The sequence below is a fragment of the Mesorhizobium sp. M0306 genome, from assembly GCF_040321655.1.
GTDB lineage: Bacteria > Pseudomonadota > Alphaproteobacteria > Rhizobiales > Rhizobiaceae > Mesorhizobium.
On sequence record NZ_JAMYRY010000003.1, the window covers coordinates 69,888 to 87,128 of the forward strand.

At 60.1% G+C, this 17,241-nt stretch carries 13 protein-coding genes and 1 pseudogene; 8 read left to right on the forward strand and 6 right to left on the reverse strand.

Going from position 1 to position 17,241, the window contains the following annotated elements; translation table 11 throughout:
• Window positions 1-69 precede the first annotated feature (69 nt).
• The gene (locus NKI95_RS07270) at window positions 70-201 is read right to left on the reverse strand and encodes a glycosyltransferase family A protein (RefSeq protein WP_352715368.1); all 132 of its coding nucleotides are present in this window, start codon (window positions 199-201) and stop codon (window positions 70-72) included.
• Window positions 202-610: 409 nt separating this feature from the next.
• On the opposite strand from NKI95_RS07270, the gene NKI95_RS07275 reads away from it, so the two are divergent.
• From NKI95_RS07275 to NKI95_RS07295, 5 genes are all read left to right on the forward strand, one after another.
• On the forward strand, window positions 611-1,276 hold the full coding sequence (locus NKI95_RS07275) for a DUF3450 domain-containing protein (protein WP_352715370.1): 666 nt from the start codon (window positions 611-613) through the stop codon (window positions 1,274-1,276).
• 94 nt (window positions 1,277-1,370) lie between these two features.
• Window positions 1,371-4,349, forward strand: coding sequence for an OmpA family protein (locus NKI95_RS07280; protein WP_352715372.1), 2,979 nt, complete (start codon window positions 1,371-1,373; stop codon window positions 4,347-4,349).
• A 16-nt stretch (window positions 4,350-4,365) separates the two neighbouring features.
• Entirely contained in the window at window positions 4,366-4,857 is a 492-nt protein-coding gene (locus NKI95_RS07285) for a Rab family GTPase (protein WP_023716509.1), read from the forward strand.
• 3 nt (window positions 4,858-4,860) lie between these two features.
• Window positions 4,861-5,931, forward strand: coding sequence for an adenylate/guanylate cyclase domain-containing protein (locus tag NKI95_RS07290; protein WP_352715374.1), 1,071 nt, complete (start codon window positions 4,861-4,863; stop codon window positions 5,929-5,931).
• Window positions 5,932-6,251: 320 nt separating this feature from the next.
• Entirely contained in the window at window positions 6,252-8,543 is a 2,292-nt protein-coding gene (locus NKI95_RS07295; protein WP_352715377.1) for a mechanosensitive ion channel family protein, read from the forward strand.
• A 371-nt stretch (window positions 8,544-8,914) separates the two neighbouring features.
• On the opposite strand, the gene NKI95_RS07300 is transcribed toward NKI95_RS07295, so the two are convergent.
• Entirely contained in the window at window positions 8,915-9,811 is an 897-nt protein-coding gene (locus NKI95_RS07300; protein WP_352715379.1) for a LysR family transcriptional regulator, read from the reverse strand.
• A gap of 268 nt (window positions 9,812-10,079) precedes the next feature.
• Between NKI95_RS07300 and NKI95_RS07305 the strand changes: the two are divergent.
• Both NKI95_RS07305 and NKI95_RS07310 read left to right on the forward strand, forming a co-directional pair.
• A pseudogene (locus NKI95_RS07305) lies at window positions 10,080-10,812 on the forward strand (SDR family NAD(P)-dependent oxidoreductase).
• Between the two features lie 204 nt (window positions 10,813-11,016).
• Window positions 11,017-11,616, forward strand: coding sequence for an NADPH-dependent F420 reductase (locus NKI95_RS07310; protein WP_352715382.1), 600 nt, complete (start codon window positions 11,017-11,019; stop codon window positions 11,614-11,616).
• Window positions 11,617-11,975: 359 nt separating this feature from the next.
• On the opposite strand, the gene guaA is transcribed toward NKI95_RS07310, so the two are convergent.
• From guaA to NKI95_RS07330, 4 genes are all read right to left on the reverse strand, one after another.
• Complete coding sequence (guaA, locus tag NKI95_RS07315) at window positions 11,976-13,538, reverse strand: glutamine-hydrolyzing GMP synthase (RefSeq protein WP_352715385.1); 1,563 nt, start codon at window positions 13,536-13,538, stop codon at window positions 11,976-11,978.
• A gap of 57 nt (window positions 13,539-13,595) precedes the next feature.
• A complete protein-coding gene (locus tag NKI95_RS07320) occupies window positions 13,596-14,276 on the reverse strand; it encodes a 5'-methylthioadenosine/S-adenosylhomocysteine nucleosidase (protein WP_352715388.1) in 681 nt (226 codons plus the stop codon).
• 27 nt (window positions 14,277-14,303) lie between these two features.
• Window positions 14,304-14,762 carry a PaaI family thioesterase gene (locus NKI95_RS07325; protein ID WP_352465058.1) on the reverse strand — a complete coding sequence of 153 codons (459 nt, stop codon included), beginning with the start codon at window positions 14,760-14,762 and terminating at the stop codon, window positions 14,304-14,306.
• Window positions 14,763-14,907: 145 nt separating this feature from the next.
• Window positions 14,908-16,197 carry an RsmB/NOP family class I SAM-dependent RNA methyltransferase gene (locus NKI95_RS07330; RefSeq protein WP_352715391.1) on the reverse strand — a complete coding sequence of 430 codons (1,290 nt, stop codon included), beginning with the start codon at window positions 16,195-16,197 and terminating at the stop codon, window positions 14,908-14,910.
• A 347-nt stretch (window positions 16,198-16,544) separates the two neighbouring features.
• Here NKI95_RS07330 and NKI95_RS07335 point away from each other — a divergent pair, with 347 nt between their 5' ends.
• Window positions 16,545-17,222 carry an MIP family channel protein gene (locus NKI95_RS07335; RefSeq protein WP_352641539.1) on the forward strand — a complete coding sequence of 226 codons (678 nt, stop codon included), beginning with the start codon at window positions 16,545-16,547 and terminating at the stop codon, window positions 17,220-17,222.
• Window positions 17,223-17,241: the final 19 nt, after the last annotated feature.

Sequence of the window (17,241 nt, forward strand, 5' to 3'; positions counted from 1 at the left end):
GCGCCCGGTTCGAAGGTAGAACAAGATGCGTTGATCTTTCTCGGCATAGGCCGTCACAATCGACGCCGATCAGCCCGTCGACCCATCGTCCATCAAGACTATATCTAGTATCTGGTAGGTCTGCCGGCGGATGCCGGCAAGCGTTGCGCCGACGGTTTGCTCGGCATTGAACATCGGTACCACACCGCCTTGCGGTAGCATCCTGGATCATCGAGCTTTCGTTTTCTTCGGCAAGAGTCGGCGAAATGTCAAAACCGGATGACGGCATCGGCTGGCAGCACTGCCCTGTCAAGATCGGGGCGAATTAGAGGCAGGCAAAAAAGACTTGAAGACAGGCCGAATGGCAAGCGCGCATGCCCGACAGCTTAGAGCTGAGGTCGATACGCCGGGACATTTCCTTTCGCGCATTTCATCTGCAAAAAGATGATCGCGGGCGAAGACGGGAGCGCAAGCTGATCAGGATCGAGCCGCATGTCGAAATCTACCCGAATGGGGACGCACGAACCGACTTAAGCCGAGAAGATTCCGGCTTGCGGGTCGGCTATTTTGCTGACATGTTTATCAGTTGCTAAATTAGCGCTGTGACAATGTTCAAAAGAAGGGGCATGGGATGGCCAAGGAATCTTCGAGTACCGCTTCTTCGGCAAATAAAGCGGACGCAAATCTGATAAGTAATGCAGACGGAAGCGGGCTGACCTTCATGGCGGGCCAGGCTCGCGAGAGCGGGGCCTCCGGCGACGCTGTAGGTGTCGACAAGATACGTGATCTGCTGTTCGGCAACCAGATGCAGGACTATGACCGCCGCTTTTCCAAGCTTGAAGAACGGGTCTTGCAGCGCTTCAAGGATGTCGAATCCGAGGCCAAGCGCAATCTTGAAATGTACGAGTCAAATGCAAAGAAGCAGGTCGACTCGCTTGCGGCGCAATTGCGGAACGAAAAAGACGCGCGAGCCGACGCCGACAAGGAGATTGATCGGAATCTTCGGGAGCAAAATCAGGCGCTCGAAAAGCAGGTGCGCGCGTTGTCGGATCAGTTGAGCGAGCTTGAGCGGGAAGTTGCGGACCGGATAAATCGAAACGATCATTTGCTGCGTGAGGAAATCAAGCAAAAGAATGAAAGCATTCAGATGCTGATGGAGAAAATGTTTTCCGATCTTGGCAATGTCAAGACCGACCGAAATCTTTTGGCTGGCCTGTTTGTCGAGGTTGCAAAATGTCTAAATCAGGATCCCGCAGGCAGCAAGAACAACTCGGAGCGTACGTGGAAAGTGAGTTGATCGGAACTTGACGTCGACTGTCGACCCAATCAGCCTTCCTCAACGAGCAGCTTCGAACGATACAGAGATTGATCGCGAGGCTCTGGCTCGCCTTTTGATCGAAATTGCCCGGAACGTTGATCCGGACTATCGTGCGCGTCTCGACGGAATCCCAACCGCCGATCCTCGCATGGAAAAGCTTCGCCAGTTGCTGGTCGGCCGCGAAATTTCGGAGCTTTCACGAGTTACGCATCTGCTCGACGAACCCGAGCAGCTTGCGGCTGCAGTTGGGGGTGTTCTCCCCAGTGCAGCCGCACGTGCGCCTCATGCGCAACTCGGAGAGGCCCTTGCGCCAGCTGTCGAGAGGGCCGTGCAACGGTCCATCCAGAAGAGCCCGCGTACGCTTACGGATATATTGTACCCGGTGTTTCTGCCGGCTATTCGCAAGTCGATCGGCGAAAAGATCGACCAAACCTTTCAATCGCTGAATGAAACTTTAAGACATATATTTACCTGGCATGGGCTCAAGTGGAGGCTTGAAGCTTGGAGAACTGGTGCAAGCTTCTCAGAAGTTGTTCTTAAGCATTCTCTTGTCTATCGTGTAGAACATGTTTTTCTCATCAATCGCAATTCCGGGCTTTTGATAGCGCATGTAACCGCTGATAATGCAACTAGCGAAGATCCTCAACTCATTTCTTCTATGCTTAGTGCAATTCAAGATTTTGTAAAAGACTCATTTAACGAGAAAGAACAGAGCGGCCTGGACACGATCCGTTTCGGGGAGCTTCGTCTCTGGTCGGAAGTTGGACCGTTTGCGACCTTGGTTGCGGTGATCCGGGGAAATCCGCCCGAGGAATTACATGAAATAATTCGCGATGTATTGCTTCGCATCCATGATGAATACTCACAGGCTCTAGAGCAGTTTGACGGCGACAGTTCGCAGTTGGCCGGCGTAGAGTCGCAGTTGCAGACCTGCGTTGAACTGAAGCAGGAGGAATCAAACCAAGGATTTCCCTGGCTGGTCTTGGCTGCAGTCCTGCTGGTTTTGATTCCCGCAGGCGGTTGGTTCTTTCTTTCCTGGCAATCCGGGCAGCGCTGGCAGGCGTATGTGTCGCGACTGGGGACCCAGCCGGGCATCATCGTTGCCGAACAAAAGTTGCGTGATGGCCAATTCTATATTGCCGGCCTGAGAGACCCGCTTGCCGCCGACCCGCAGTCGCTGTTGGCCGGAACGCAGGTCGATCCCGCCCGCGTTCATTCACGCTGGCAATTCTATCAGAGTCTTGAGCCGGAGTTCGTGTTGAAGCGGCTAACGGCGTCGCTGGCTCCGCCGGATTCAGTACGACTTTCGATCGTCGATGATCGCATCGTTGCCGAGGGGGAGGCTCCCGACACCTGGATAGATCGGGCGCGCGCAGCGGCCCAACAACTTTCGGCAGGCGGACCGGAATTCGATATCTCCAGGGTTCGTGATGTGAGTCCCGAAGCACGCGCGGCGGAGCGCTGGCAGGCCTATGTGTCGCGACTGGGGAGCCAGCAGGGCATCATCGTTGCCGAACAAAACGTGCGCGATGGCCAATTCTATATTGCCGGCCTGAGAGACCCGCTTGCCGCCGACCCGCAGTCGCTGTTGGCCGGAATGCAGGTCGATCCCGCCCGCGTTCATTCGCAGTGGCAATTCTATCAGAGTCTTGATCCGGAGTTCGTGTTGAAACGGCTAACGGCGTCGCTGGTTCCGCCGGATTCAGTACGACTTTCGATCGTCAATCATCGCATCGTTGCCGAGGGTGAGGCTCCCGACACCTGGATAGATCGCGCACGCGCAGCGGCCCGACAGCTTTCGGCAGGCGGACCGGAATTCGATATCTCCAGGGTTCGTGATGTGAGCCCCGAAGCACGCGCGGCGGAGCACTGGCAGGCTTATGTGTCGCGACTGGAGGCCCAACCGGGAATCATCGTCGCCCAACAAACGGCGAGGAGCGGACATTTCTATATTTCCGGCCTGAGAGACCCGCTTGCCGCCGACCCGCAGTCGCTGTTGGCCGGAACGCAGGTCGATCCCGCCCGCGTTCATTCGCAGTGGCAATTCTATCAGAGCCTTGATCCGAAGTTCGTGTTGAAGCGGCTGATGGTGTCGCTGGTTCCCCCGGATTCAGTACGACTTTCGATCGTCGAGGATCGCATCGTTGCCGAGGGTGAGGCTCCCGACACCTGGATAGATCGCGCACGCGCAGCGGCCCGACAGCTTTCGGCAGGCGGACCGGAATTCGACATCTCCAGAGTTCGTGATGTGAGCCCCGAAGCACGCGCGGCGGAGCACTGGCAGACTTATGTGTCGCGACTGGAGGCCCAAGCGGGAATCATCGTCGCCCAACAAACGGCGAGGGGCGGACATTTCTATATTTCCGGCCTGAGAGACCCGCAGGCCGCCGACCCGCAGGCTCTGCTGTCCGGAACAGGGGTCGATCCTGCTCGCGTTCACTCGCAGTGGCAATTCTATCAGAGCCTTGATCCGAAGTTCGTGCTGAAGCGGCTGGTGGCGTCGCTGGCTCCGCCGAAATCGGTTCGGCTTATGATCATCAAGGATCGCATCGTTGCCCAGGGTGAGGCTCCTGCCGCCTGGATAGATCGGGCGCGGCTCGCCGCCCAACAGCTGTCCGCGGACGGACTCTCTCTAGAAATCTCCGAGCTGCGTGAGTTGACCCCTCCGGAACTCACTCATTTGAGGGAGGCTATTCAAGCGGTCGACATTTTCTTCGATTCTGGCAAGGCTGTACCGGGACCAGAGCAACTGCCGGTTCTCGACAAATTGGCGAATCAGTTGAAGCAATTGGCCAAGGACGCCCGCAAGGCAGGCGTAACAGCACAGTTCATGTTGACCGGCCATTCGGACGAGACGGGCCGTGAAACGGCCAAATTGTCGATCAGCGCCGCGCGCGCGGAAACAGTTCGTGCGCTTCTCAAGAAGCGCGGCGTCGATCCGGAATTGCTCTTGGTTCGCGGCGCCGGCACCTTTGAGCCAGCGGAGACTGAAAATAGCCGAACCGGGAGCTCGGCCAATCGCAGAGTTTCGGTTACGGTAAACTTCCACTAGGGCGGAGCCCAGGATATTGCAAAAGAAGATCTGCATGTTGGGCGGGTTCGCTGTCGGAAAGACGAGTCTGGTTCGCAGGTTTGTGCAAAGCATCTTTTCAGAAACCTACTTGACCACGGTGGGAGTGAAAATCGACAAGAAGAGTGTCGCATTCCCGGACAAGACCGTGGATCTGATTTTGTGGGATTTGGCCGGCGAAGACGATATCGGCTCATTCCGCGTCAGCTATGTGCGAGGTGCCAGCGGGCTCGTGCTTGTCGTCGATGGAACGCGCGCCGCCACTCTTGCCGTGGCGCTCACGTTGCGCGAGCGGGCCGAGGCTGAATTCGGCGCTATGCCGTTTGTATTGCTGCTCAATAAATCCGATCTGGCCGATCGGTGGGCAATATCGGATAGTGAAATTAACGAACTGAGGCAACTTGGATGGCAAATCTATCTAACGAGTGCGCTTTCGGGTGAACATGTTGATGATGCGTTTCGTCAGCTTGCTTCGATGGTCGCAAAATAGACCATGCATGAATTGCCAAGAGAAGTCAGAAGCTGGATTTACGATTTCTTCTACAACGAGCGCTCCGTCGCATATCTGAAAATCGACGCCCAGCTTCGCATAGCTGCGAAGGGCGGCAGCGTCAAACATTACGGACTCTCATCAGTTCGCATTGGTAAGCCTGTTGCCGAGCAGCTTGAATTCATGGAAGGTTTGCTGCCCTGCCCGGAGCTTCCATATCATATGGCCATGGTCGAACTGCCCAGCGGGCGTGTCGCGGACCTCCATCTTTTTGCTGACAATGCCTGCGTGTGGCTGCTCTTTCTTGACGCCACTGCCGAACGCGACAATAGGCAGCGACTTCAACAGAAGGCTTATGAAATGACGCTCCTGCAAGAGAGGGAGCGTCAACTCAACGAGAAATTACAATCGATGAACGAGGCGTTGAGGGCGAGCCAAGAGGGATTGTCGCGTGAATACCAGCGCGCCGAAGCCCTGCTCCTCAACATTCTTCCGGCGTCTATCGCGGAGCGGCTAAAAGCGCACGAAGAAATTGCAGACAACTACGCAGAGGTGAGTGTGCTTTTTGCCGACATCGTCGGTTTTACGGAAAGAGCGCGGAGCGTCGGAGCCGTGACGACGCTCGCTATTTTAAATTACTTCTTCAAGGCGGCGGATCTGCTCTCGGAGCGATACGGCTGCGAAAAGATCAAGACAATCGGCGATTGTGTGATGGTGGTCGCTGGCCTGCCCGCCGCGCGATCCGATCATGCGGAAGCCCTTGCGCACTATGCACTTGAACTGCGGAAGGCGGTTAAGCTCGAACGCTTCGCAGGAGAACCGATAAGACTCAGAATTGGAATTCACTCAGGACCAATTGTGGCGGGCGTTATAGGCAAAAGGCGGTTTGCCTATGACCTATGGGGTGACACCGTTAATCTCGCCGCACGTATCCAAACGTCCGCGGAGCCCGATGAAATCCGTATTTCGGATGCAACTCATCAACTGCTTGGACCAAATTTTGCTTGCGATCCACTCGCGGAAACGGAATTGCGTGGTACAGGTCGTGTGCGAATGTGGCGGCTCCCGGCCTGATTTGCCGCATGGCAGTGCCGACCCTGGAGCGCGTTGCATCTCAAGCAACATCATGGTTTCGAATGTCCGCAGCGGTGCGCGAAGCAATCGACCACCGAGCGACCGATGCCCAGTTCATAGAACGGCCGGAGGCCTGGGCCGAGGTCGGAATGCCCTGCCCCCGGCGGCTGAATAAACACCGCCAAGTACCCGGCGCAAGGTCTAGCTCGGAACGATGACGTCTTGCACCACCACATCGGTTTCTCCAAGGTAGGAGCAACGGCGGACATAGATGTCGTTGCTTGCCGATTTGACCTGAAGGTTACAGCACGATGCCACTTATGATTCGACGATTGGAAGCCAGGAATCTGGCGCGCCCGGCACGACGTCTCCGACATCTGATTGCGATGTTTGTCCTGATTGCCAGGCCGCTCGTCTTTGGTATCGCCCTCTTGTTGGCCGGTCCGGCACAGGCGCAGGCGCCGGCGACGGTCCCGCCTGAAAGGGTCAAACAGCTATTCGAGCTTCTCGACGATCCGTCAGTGAAGGCCTGGGTGGCCGAACAGCGAAATCAGGACGCCGGGTCAACGGGAGCGCCTGCCGAGGCAGGAGCTTCGCCGGCCGACGCATCGTCCGACGCCGTCGCCGCACCCGGCCAGATGAATACGATGGCATCCTCGACGCTCGATCGGATCAGGCATCATATCGAAAGAATCGTGCGAACTTTGCCCTTGCTGCCAAGCCAGTTCGCGCGCGTTCGGGCAGAGACGATGGAGGATATGTCCAGCAAGGGGTCTGCCGGCGTATTTGTGCTGATTGCGATGTTCATCGCTGCCGGCCTGGCACTCACTTGGGCAACGTACAAGTTCACCCGTCCATTTCGTCTTTGGATTATCGCGCAACCGAAGGATACGCCCGTTGGGCGAGCCAAGAAGATTGGGGGGCGCGCGCTTTATTCCAGCATGCTGATCGTCTCTTTCGCACTGGGCAGCGCCGGCGCGTTCATGTTGTTCGATTGGCCAATGCTTATCCGCGAGATTGTACTGACATTTCTGATGGCGGCGGTCGTTACATGGGGTGTGCGCATGTACGCCATGGCCATGCTCGTCCCTTCCTTCATGAACGTCGAGAACGCCGTCGAGGTTCGTGCTTTGCCGATCACCAACGAAGCGGCTGACCATTGGTCCTATTGGCTACCTCGGATCGTCGGCGCCTTCGCCTTCTTCGGCGCCGCGTTTATCCTCTTGCCAGGTCTCGGCATCGATCAGGACGGAATGATGGTCCTGTCACTGGGCGCCGATTTCGTGCTGCTGTTGCTCCTGCTGCTCGCCATTTGGCTTCGGCCAAGAACGCAGCGAGACGGTGCACGCCACATCGGTCACACGGAAGCGACATGGCTATTGACTGCTTATTTCGTCGTCCTGTTCCTGCAGCGCATCGCCGGCCTTTATACATACTTCTGGTTTACCTTCGCCGCATTCTTCCTGCCTTTGGCGATCGTGATGACGCAGCGCGGGGTTAATTTCGTTCTGCGGCCAGGTTCGGAAGATGTGGGCCGGCCTACGATCCCGGCGGTGACGATCGCTGTCATCGATCGCGGAATCCGAATGATTTACATCCTGGTGGCGGCTTACTTTCTCGCACGTGTCTGGGGTCTGGACATGCAATCCATGCGGGACAGCGATACGACGACGACGTTCATATTGCGCGGCTTGATCAATGTCGTGGTCATTGCCCTCGCAGCCGATTTCGGCTGGTCGATCATCAAAGCTTTGATCGAACGAAAGCTGGGCATCGAAACACCGCACCCTGTGATCAGCGACGAGGACGTCCCGATCCTCGATCCGCAGCAGGCGCGGCTGCACACGCTCTTGCCGATCCTCCAGAATATTCTGCTCGCATCGATCATCGTGATGGCGGTGCTTATGATGCTCGCCTCGCTGGGTATCCAGATCGGCCCATTGATCGCCGGCGCCGGCGTCGTCGGCGTCGCCGTGGGCTTTGGGGCACAAACCATCGTCAAGGACGTCATTTCAGGCGTGTTTTTTCTGCTCGATGATGCGTTTCGTGTTGGCGAATACATTTCATCGGGCAATTACAAGGGTACTGTGGAAAGCTTTTCGCTGCGCTCGGTGAAGCTGCGCCACCATCGTGGTCCGCTCTTCACGGTACCTTTCGGTGAACTCGGGGCAGTCCAGAACCAGAGCCGTGACTGGGTCATCGACAAATTCAACATCACCGTTGGCTATGACACCGATATCGACTTCGCTCGCAAGCTGATCAAGCGGATCGGGCTCGAACTGGCGGAAGATCCCGAGTTCAAACACTGGGTGCTCGACCCGATCAAGATGCAGGGCGTACAGGAGTTCGGCGAATACGGCATCGTATTGAGAGTCAAGGCCACAACCAGACCGGGAGGCGCCTTCGGTATGAAACGCAAATTCTATGTACGCCTCCGCCAAGTCTTCAAGGAGCAGGGCATCGAACTTCCATTTCCGACCGTCCAGGTCCAGGGGCTACAGAACCCACATGGGGCAGAGAATGCGCCGTTGGAGATCACACCCGAGTTGAAAATGGCCGTCGCGCAGTCGCACACTATTCGGCGCAGAAAAAAAGCTAGCACAACGGAGTAGGAAAACCGTGACACCTGCCGGTCACAACGCGGTTTTCCGCGCATCGCCCGTGGCAGGGATACTCTTCTATCTTCAACCGTTAAGACGAAAAAAATACCTTCACGAGCCTCACCGACCCTGACGGTACCTTGATAAATTCGGCCGGCAGTATGCCGGAGGTCCGTTGGACGTGGCGTTGGCGTCAAACTCTACATGCCGATAGATGCCGAACGCCACGTCAGCGATGGTGAAGTCCGTCGCCGTCAGTAGTGTGGCCCTCGCGCCGGTTGCGATACGGCGCAACATTCGCGGATTGAACGACGCCGCTTCAAGCGATCGCAGCTCGACTTCCGACCGGATTACGGCAAGCGCCATCGGCTACCTGCCGCGCGTCAGTCACGCGGTAAGGACAGCCCCGCGAGAAGCGGAGCGTACGCGGCGAGCCTGCGGGATACGAACTCCGTGAAGAGCCGCACGCGCTTCGTCTTGCGTGTCTCCCCCTGTGTGAGAAGCCAGAGCGTTCCGTACATGTGCAGGTCGGTGCCCGGCACCCTCACCAGTAGGGGGTCGGCATCTCCGACGAAGCACGGCAGTGTCGTCATCCCGAGCCCTTGCCGTACTGCAACGATCTGCGCCTCGCCGTCCGTGGTCCTGAACGGAACCCCCGTGGTACGAACCTCACCCTCGCTGGCCCAATCCGGAATTCCATGAATGCTAATGACGATCCACCGGATGGGATCAGGCGCACCCGCACGCCACGCGGCTAGTCGATCGCGAGACATGTAGACGCCGCCGAACAGCTCCGGTCCCTTCAGGCCGTGAAGATTGAGCGGCAGGGTTTTGCGGTCGTAGACGACGCGGATCGCCACGTCGGCCTCTCGGTTGGTCAGATTTGCCAGCTCGCCGGACGACAAGATTTCCATCTCGATGTCCGGATGCAGACGCGCGAAATCGGCGAAGTCCGGCATGAGCAGGTGTGTCGCGAGGGGCGGTGCCAGCGTCACCCGCAGAAGCCCGCGCACGCTCTGGTCGCGCCCGAAGACGCGCGTCTCCAGCTGGTGCGACGACGCTTCCATCTGGTTCGCGAGCTCGAGGACCTCCTCGCCCGCAGCCGTCAGGCGGTAGCCCGAAGGCAGCTTTTCGAACATCTGCGCCCCGAGGCGTTCCTCGAGCTGTGCGATGCGTCGCAGCGCGGTCGAGTGATACACTCCGAGGCCCTCGGCGGCAGCCCGCACTGAGCCTCCGCGCGCCACCGCAAGAAAGTAGCGAATGTCATCCCAGTCGATCATGGTGCAATCCGGCACCGCGCGGTGCGCCTTCCAAAGCCCGTATCTAACGCATCGTACAGCAGTAAGGGCGGTCATCATAGCTTATGTCGACGAGCGCGGCCCAATTCCGAACGGCGGACACCGATCGTCGCGGCTGGCGTCAGTCGTCCAGCCGGATCGATTTTGCACCACCGATGTGCGCGCTTCCGCACTCAACAACGGACGCCGGCGGACCCATTTCGAGGTTCTCGGAGGCAGATGCTGTCCCGACACCACGAAAGGAGAAGTTATGGGAAAGCTTGAAGGTAAGGTTGCGGTCATCACAGGTGGATCGAGCGGCATGGCGCTGGCGAGCGCCAAGCGGTTCGTTGAAGAAGGCGCCTATGTTTTCATCACGGGCCGGAGACAGGAGGCGCTGGACGAGGCCGTCAAGCTGATCGGCCGGAACGTGACCGGCGTGCGCAGCGATGCGTCCAATCTCGACGACCTCGACCGCCTGTTCGATGCAGTCAAGCGCGAAAAGGGCAAGATCGACGTCCTGTACGCGAGCGCCGGCACGGGCGAAGCCGTCCCACTGGGCGAGATTACCGAGCAGCATTTATGCGACCTTCGGCCTGAATACGCGCGGCACGCTGTTTACGGTTCAGAAGGCGTTGCCGCTGTTCAACGATGGCGGATCGATCTTCATGACCGGGTCAGTTGCTTCGATCAAAGGTTTTCCTGGCTACAGCGTGTATGCGGCGAGCAAGGCGGCGCTCCACGCATTCGCACGCGGGTGGCTCAACGAACTCAAGGGCAGGAATATCCGGGTGAACGTGCTGCACCCGGGGCCGATCGCCACACCGATGCAGGACCAAGTTCTCACCGAGGAGGCGAAGCAGATGTTCGAATCCCTGATCCCGCGGGGAAAGATGGGTCGTCCTGAGGAAATTGCGGCGGCCGCGCTGTTTCTTGCTTCAGACGATTCGAGCTTCGTGAATGGGCTGGAGTTGTCTGTCGACGGAGGCTTCTCGGCCATCTGAAATCGCGCCGGATCGCGGGAAGCGGCTGATCGGCGGGAACTAGCGTGTCCATGGTGGAACGACTTCCCCGCTGAATGGTCGGCCCGGCCGCGCTGAAGTCGTTCACGACGGGACGTCTACGCAAAGGACGCCACACAGCAGAACGGATAACCCAGCGCCGTTGAAGGCCGGGGAATCAAGACCAATACGGATCGGAGAAGTTTTATGAGCTACGCTATTGTAGGATTCGGTAAGATAGGCCAGGCCCTCGCCCACGCCTTCGCCCGTAAAAACATCGACGTGACCGTCGCGAGCCGCCGGCCGCCCGAGGCGTTGGCGCCGCAGGCTCGGGCGATTGGACCCACGGTCATCGCCAAGTCGCTGCGGGATGCACTCGAGGCCGACACAATCATCTTGGCGGTCCCGTTCGGGCAGCATCGCGAGGTTGCGAAGGTCCTGCCGAGCTGGAAAGGCAAGACGGTCATCGACGCGATGAACGCGTTTCCAGTCCCTGAAGAGCTGGATGGTCTCCCGTCCTCCGCCTTCGTCGCGAAGGCGTTCACCGGCGCCAAATTCGTGAAAGGTTTCAATCACCTGGTTGCGGCCACCCTGGCTGCCGATCCGATCGTCGAGGGCGGGCACCGGGTCGTTTTTCTGTCGAGCGACGACGAGGACGCGATCGCTCCCGTGGCGGCCTTGGCCAAACAACTCGGGTTCGCACCCGTCAAGCTGGGAAAGCTCAACGAGGGTGGCGCGCTGGTGCACGCACGCGGCCGCACTTGGGGCCAGCTCATCTTCCAGGATTTGTTCAAGAAGGAGCAGTAATCGATCTACGACCGCGTGATTTGGCCCGAGAAGTACGATCCCAAAACGTCGGCCATCTATGCGCTCAATGACATCGACGTGAAGGCACCCGCTTAAGTAGTATGGAGGCTGCTGATCGACGCCGAGAACTGGTCGCGCGCGCGAACTTCTTCGAGCAGCGCGCGACCGAATATTTGAAGGCCACAAAGTCGCGAAGGTTGGGATGGGCCTGACGGCGTATGGGCGCCGTTCGAAGAGCGGGGAGACGCCCGGCAGAGCAGCAGATCTGCGGGTCGCTTAGAATCTATCGACTGCTATCGATGGCCTAGGATTCGCCCTAGTGTCCTCTGCTATCCGATACTACTCCACCGTACTCCCCTTCACTCCCACTCAATAGTGCCTGGCGGTTTGCTCGTCACGTCGTAGACGACGCGGTTGATGCCGCGCACCTCGTTGATGATGCGGGTGGCGGCTGCTCCCAGGAATGCCATGTCGTAGTGGTAGAAATCCGCGGTCATGCCATCTACCGAGGTGACGGCACGCAACGCGCAGACGAATTCGTAGGTGCGGCCGTCGCCCATGACGCCGACGGTCTGCACCGGCAGCAGCACGGCGAAGGCCTGCCAGATGGCGTCGTAGAGGCCGGCCTTGCGGATTTCGTCGAGATAGATGGCGTCGGCCTCGCGCAGGATCTCCAGCTTTTCGCGGGTAATGCCGCCCGGGCAGCGGATGGCGAGACCGGGACCGGGGAACGGATGCCGGCCAATGAAGCTGTCGGGCAGGCCGAGCTCCTTGCCGAGCGCCCTCACCTCGTCCTTGAACAATTCGCGCAGCGGCTCGACCAGCTGCATGTTCATGCGTTCGGGCAAGCCGCCGACATTGTGGTGCGACTTGATGGTCACCGACGGTCCGCCGGTGAAAGAGACGCTTTCGATGACGTCGGGATAGAGGGTGCCTTGCGCCAGGAAATCGGCGCCGCCGAGCTTCTCGGCCTCCTCCTCGAACACTTCGATGAACAGCCGGCCGATGGTCTTGCGCTTCCTCTCGGGGTCGGCCTCGCCCTCCAATGCCGAGATGAACCGGTCCGAAGCATCGACCAGGATCAGCGGCAGATTATAGTGCTGGCGAAACATCTCAACCACCCCGGCCGCCTCGTCCTTGCGCATCAGCCCGTGGTCGACGAGGATGCAGGTGAGCTGGTCGCCGACCGCCTCGTGGATCAGCAGGGCCGCGACCGAGGAATCGACGCCGCCCGACAGCGCGCAGATCACCTTGCCCTTGCCGACCTGTTTGCGGATCGTCTCGACCGCGTGCTCGCGATAGGCGCGCATCGTCCAGTCGCCTTCGATGCCGGCGATGTTGTGGACGAAGTTTTGGAGCAGCCTGGCGCCGTCCGGCGTATGCACCACTTCGGGGTGGAACATGAGGCCGTACATCTTGCGCTCGACATTGCCGAAGATGGCGAAGGGCGAGCCCTCCGATTTTCCCAGCACCTCGAACCCCTTCGGCAGGGTGATGACGCGGTCGCCATGGCTCATCCATACCTGGTGGCGCTGGCCGGGCGCCCAAAGGCCCTCGAACAGCGGGCTGTCCTTGGCGATCTCGACGAAGGCGCGGCCGAATTCGCGATGGTCGGAGCTTTCGGCGACGCCGCCCATCTGCACGCACATCGCCATCTGGCCGTAGCAGATGCCGAGCACCGGCACGCCGGCATCGAAGACGATCTGCGGCGCGCGCGGGCTGCCGATGTCGCTGGTCGAGGCCGGGCCGCCGGACAGGATCACCGCCTTCGGGTTGATGCGCTTGAACGCCGCCTCGGCCGACTGGAAGGGCACGATCTCGGAAAAGACGCCGGCCTCGCGGATGCGGCGGGCGATCAGCTGGGTGAACTGGCTGCCGAAATCGACAATCAGGACGGTGTCGGGATGATTGGCTGTTTTCATGGCGAGCGTTTAGAGAAAGAAACGAGTCGGCGCAATGGGTTGTGAGGCCTCTCTCTCTCACTCCGATTCCGCATCTTCACGCGACAGATCAAACTCGATCACACCGGAGGCGATCGCCTGTTCCAGCAGTTGCACCGCCCCGGCCAGCTTCTCGTCGATGACGTGCAGATATTCGGTCCAGTCGCCAACGTGTCTCAGATCGGCCGCGCCGTCGGAAATGCCGCGCAGGCCGATAAGCGGCACGTCGAACAGCTGGCAGGCGCGCAGGCAGGCGAAGGTTTCCATGTCGACCATGTCAGCGGCGATCGCGTCGTAGGCGGCGCCGGTGACTATTGCCGCCCCGGTCGACAGCGTCGCCGGCCTGATGCCTGGTATGCTGAACGGCAGCGGCACGCTCACCGGCAGATCGAGAAACGGCGTGGCGCCCTTCTCGAACCCCAAGGGGGAGGCATCCATGTCGCGGTAGGCGATTGAAACGACCTGGTAGATTTCCGTCTGCTCCAGCGTCCGGCTGCCCGCCGACCCGAGCGACACGACGAGATCCGGCAGCGCGTTTTCGGCCGACCGCCGGGACAGTTCCGCGCCGAGCACGACACCGGCCTCAACCGGCCCGACGCCGGTCAGCAGCGGCGTGAACAGCCGCTGCAGGTGTGGACCGTATTCGGCCTCGGCCGCCATGACGAAAAGAACGGATCTGCCGGAGATCAGGGTGAGCTCACCAGGTGTTTTGCCGGCCATGATCGTCCATCCTCCCCTGCCCGTTCCTCAGCCCTCGATACCGTCGCGGCCGAGCACGGTCATCATCGTTCCTGTCATTGTGGCGATCAGCTTGGCCTCGCCGTCGATGGCGAACGCATAGGCCTGGCCGTCGGCGACGATGATGGTGCGGCCGGGCTTGGTCACCGAGCCGCGGAACAGAAAACGCTCGCCCCGGCCCGGCGCCAGCAGATTGACCTTGAACTCGATGGTCAGCACGCCGGAATTTTCCGGCATCAGCGAGAATGCCGCATAGCCGCAGGCCGAGTCGAGAGCCGTCGAAATCACGCCGGCATGAAGAAAGCCGTGCTGCTGGGTCAGTGCCGCAGAATAGGGCATTTCGATCTCGATAATGCCGGGCGTCACCAGCGTCAGCTCGGCGCCAATGGTCATCATCGCGTTCTGGCGCGCAAAGGACGTCCTGACGCGGTCCTCATAATCGGGAGCAGGAACGATCTTTGCTGCCATGGCCGTCGACCTTCGTTTCTCGACAAATCTTATTGCAAAGGCATTTATCGCAGAGGGGTGGGCGGCAGGCAATCGCAAATGCTGCACTGCAGCAATTGGCTAAACCTGCTGATAAGAAGCGAGATCGGCGACATCCGGCAACCGTTCAGCCGGCCCGCCGCAGCGCGCAGAAGTAAAAGCCGTCGGTGCCGCTCAGCAACGGCGACAGCGAAATGCCGCCCGCAGCGCCAATACGCACTGCCGCTGCATGGCCCGCAAAGCGGCTGTCCCAAAGCTGGCGGTGATCGACCGAGACAAAACCGGGATGGCGGTCGCGGAAGGCCGAAACCTGGTCGCCATTTTCCTCGTCGAACACCGAACAGGTGATGTAGACCAGCAGGCCGCCGGGTTTGACGAAGTCCCTGGCGGCATCGAGGATCGTCTCCTGCTCGCCCTTGCGGGCGTCGAGCTGCCTTTGCGTCAGCCGCCATTTGGCATCCGGCCGGCGCCGCCAGGTGCCGCTGCCGGTGCAGGGCGCATCGATTAGGACGATGTCCATATGCTTGCCGAGCGGCGCGAGCTCCGCCGGCTTGGTGACGATCTGCACATTGCGGTTTTCCGAGCGGCGGATGCGGTCGAAGATCGGCGCCAGCCTTGCCTTCTCGGCATCGTGGGCGAAGATCTGGCCGCGATTGTCCATCGCCGCAGACAGCGCCAGCGTCTTGCCGCCGGCGCCGGCGCAAAAGTCGAGCACCTGCATTCCAGCCTCGGCGCCGGCCAGTTCGGCCGCAATCTGCGAACCCTCGTCCTGAACCTCGAACCAGCCTTTCTGGAAGGCCGGCTCGGCCTGCACGTTCGGGTGCCTGCCATCGCCTTCGATCGGCGGGATGCGGATACCGTGCGGCGCGATCCGGGCAGGCTTGGCGCCGGTCCCCGCCAATTCCGCCAGCACCTTGCCGCGATCGGCCTTCAGCGTGTTGACCCTGAGATCGAGCGGCGGGCGAGTGCCAAGAGCGGCACCCTCTTCCACCCAGGCCGTGCCGAACGCCCGTTCGAACAGCGGCATGCACCAGTCGGGGACGTCTGCCCTGACAGCCGGCGGCGCATCGGCAAGCCGGCGAGCCGCAAGCGTTGTCAGTTCGTCAGCGTTCAGCAGCGGCGGCGCGAACTTGTCGCCCTCGAGCGCCTCGTTCAGCGACTGCGCCGTCTGGCCCCATTCGAGCAGCAGCGCGCCGAAGCCGATGGCGCGCGGCGTGTCTTCGCCGAGCAGCCAGCCGGCCGAGCGTTTGCGGCGCAGCGCGTCGTAGACGATGTTGCCGATCGCGGCGCGGTCGCCGCCACCGGCGAAGCGGTGCGACAGGCCCCAGTCCTTCAGCGCATCGGCCACCGGCCGGTGGCGCCGGCCAATGTCGTCAAGCACTTCGATGGCTGCCGCCAGCCGCCCGCCCAGTCTCATTGTCGTCTTCCATTACTCAGCAAACTAATTCCGGCCCTGCTCTTAGAGCTTTTCGTGTCCTGATTGAAACAGTTCTGTTTCCCCGACGGCGAGACAATCCATGCAAGGGGGGTGACGAATGTGGGTTGGTGCATCGCGAGCCGCCGCCACCAAGCGGGCGTCGGCATGCGGAACCAAATAATTCGATCAATATATTACAAGTTTCTAATGTGCTTGTCTGGCGCGCGCAAGCACGCCGACTGGTGCAACTGCTCTGCTTTGCAACTTTTGCGGTTGCGAATACTCTTTGCGCGGTGATTCGCGTCGCAGAAAAAGGCGGAGCCGCGGGTCGATACGAGGAGAGGGCAATGAAAACTTATCTGGCGGAAGTTCTAGGCACGTTTCTATTGGTGTTCATCGGCACGGCTTCGGTGGTAACGGGCGGCTTCGGCGGCGCGCTGCCGCTTGGCCAGGAAGGTATCGGTCTGGCGTTCGGCATCGGCCTGATCGCGGCGGCCTATGCGATCGGCCCGATTTCCGGCGCGCATCTCAATCCGGCGGTGACGCTCGGTGTGTTCCTCGCCGGGCGGATGCCGGCCAGGGACGTCATTCCCTACTGGATCGCGCAGATCATCGGCGCCATCATCGCGTCGCTGGCACTGTGGATCATCGTCTCCGGACAGGTCGGCGGCCATACCGGAGGCTTCGGCGCCAATGGCTGGGACGTGACGAAATGGGGCGTCAGCTCGGCCTTCCTGTGGGAGCTGATCGGAACCTTCACCTTCGTCACTGTGATCCTCGGCGTCACCAACGCCAAGCACACCACGGCCTTCGCCGGCCTCGTCATCGGCCTGACGCTGGCCGGCCTGCACTTCGCCATCATTCCGGTGACGGGCACATCGCTCAACCCGGCCCGTTCGATCGGACCGGCGCTGTTTTCGGGAACTGCGGCGATCGGTCAGCTGTGGCTGTTCATCGTCGCGCCGCTGATCGGGGGCGCCATTGCCGGCGTGGTTGCCAAGGCCGGTATCTTCGAGAAGGACTGACTTTTCGGAAGCCCAACGA